Genomic DNA, 1,754 nt, shown 5'->3' with positions numbered 1-1,754 from the left:
CCGCATGCCGGCGATCTTTATGTCTTCCGCGGCCGCAACGGCAACCTGATCAAGATTATCTGGCATGATGGGCTCGGCATGTCGCTATATGCAAAACGGCTCGAGAAGGGCCGGTTTCTATGGCCGTCGCCGGCGGACGGCACGGTTTCCATATCACCGGCGCAGCTCGCCTACATGCTCGACGGGATCGATTGGCGCAACCCGCGTCACACGTTCCGACCGCAGCGCGCGGGCTGAGTTTTTCTTTGAGTTTGCGCCATTTTCCGCGAGTCAGCGGACGCGTTTTATGATTCACTCCAGGGCATGGTTGCCACCGCCCAGGATGCTGTTCCGGACGATATTGGCGCGCTGAGAGCAGCGCTGACCGCGGCGCTGGCCAGAGCCGAAGACGAGGCCGCACGCGCTGCGCTGGTCGAGGCCGAACTGGCGGTCGCCAGGGCCAAGGCATCGGATGATGCGGCGCTGATCGCACATCAGGATCTGACGATCCGGAAGCTGCAGCGGGCGCTGCATGGTCAAAGTTCTGAACGTGCCGCCCGCCTGCACGACCAGATGGAACTCACCTTCGAGGAACTCGAGAGCACGGCAACGGAAGACGAGATCGCCGCCGAACAGGCAGCGGCGCGGACCACCGAGGTGGCGCCTTATGTGCGCAAACGACCGGCGCGCCAGCCATTTCCCGAGCACCTGCCGCGCGAACGCGTGGTCGAGCCGGCGCCGACCGCTTGCCACTGCTGCGGCGGTCATCGGCTGCGCAGGCTGGGTGAGGATATCACCGAGACGCTGGAGGTGGTGCCGCGGCAATGGAAGGTGATCCAGCACGTGCGGGAGAAGTTCACCTGCCGCGACTGCGAGGCGATCAGCCAGGCTCCGGCGCCGTTCCACGCCACCCCGCGCGGCTGGGCCGGTCCCGGCCTGCTGGCGATGATCCTGTTCGAGAAGTTCGGCCAGCATCAGCCCCTCAACCGCCAGGCTGAACGCTATGCCCGCGAAGGCGTGCCGCTCAGCCTGTCGACGCTCGCCGACCAGGTCGGCGCCGGCGTCGCGGCGCTGATGCCGCTGTTCAAGCGGCTCGAAGCCCATGTGCTGGCCGCTTCACGTCTGCACGGCGACGACACGACGGTGCCGGTCCTGGCCAAGGGCAAGACCGATACCGGCCGATTATGGACCTATGTGCGTGATGACCGACCATTCGGCGATGTCGATCCGCCGGCGGCGGTGTTCTATTATTCCCGCGATCGCCGAGGCGAACATCCCGCGGCGCATCTCGCCGGCTGGAGCGGCATTCTGCAGGCCGATGCCTATGGCGGTTATGGCGATCTCTATGCGGCGGCCCGTCAGCCGGCGCCTATTCTGGAAGCCAGCTGCTGGGCCCACAGCCGGCGCAAAGTGTTCGAGCTGGCCGATATCGAAGCGGCGGCGCGCAAGAAGGCGCACGGCGAGAAGCCCAACCTGGTCTATCCGCTCGCGGTTGAAGGCGTGAAGCGCATCGACGCCCTGTTCGATATCGAGCGCGAGATCAACGGCCTGTCGCCGGCCCAACGCCACGCCGTGCGCCAGGAGCGGAGCCTGCCGCTGGTCGCGGAGCTCGAGACCTGGATGATCGAGACGCGCGACAAGCTCTCGCGCGGACATGATCTGACCAAGGCCTTCAACTACATGCTGCGCCGCTGGTCATCCTTCGCCCGGTTCCTCGACGACGGGCGGATCTGCCTATCGAACAATGCAGCCGAGCGAGCCCTGCGCGGCATCGC

2 protein-coding genes are annotated in these 1,754 nt (G+C 66.0%); both read left to right on the top strand.

The features are described from left to right. A partial coding sequence (tnpB, locus tag NKI47_RS34800; protein WP_352596337.1) for an IS66 family insertion sequence element accessory protein TnpB occupies positions 1-237 on the top strand: 237 nt, incomplete at its 5' end. A gap of 66 nt (positions 238-303) precedes the next feature. Further along, the coding region (gene tnpC, locus NKI47_RS34795; RefSeq protein WP_352596335.1) for an IS66 family transposase at positions 304-1,754 on the top strand (1,451 nt) is incomplete at its 3' end.

Origin of the sequence: Mesorhizobium sp. M0633, from assembly GCF_040320645.1 — a bacterium.
Lineage (GTDB): Bacteria > Pseudomonadota > Alphaproteobacteria > Rhizobiales > Rhizobiaceae > Mesorhizobium.
The sequence above is the reverse complement of the archived record's forward strand: the minus strand, read 5'-3'. Positions and strand labels throughout refer to the sequence as shown.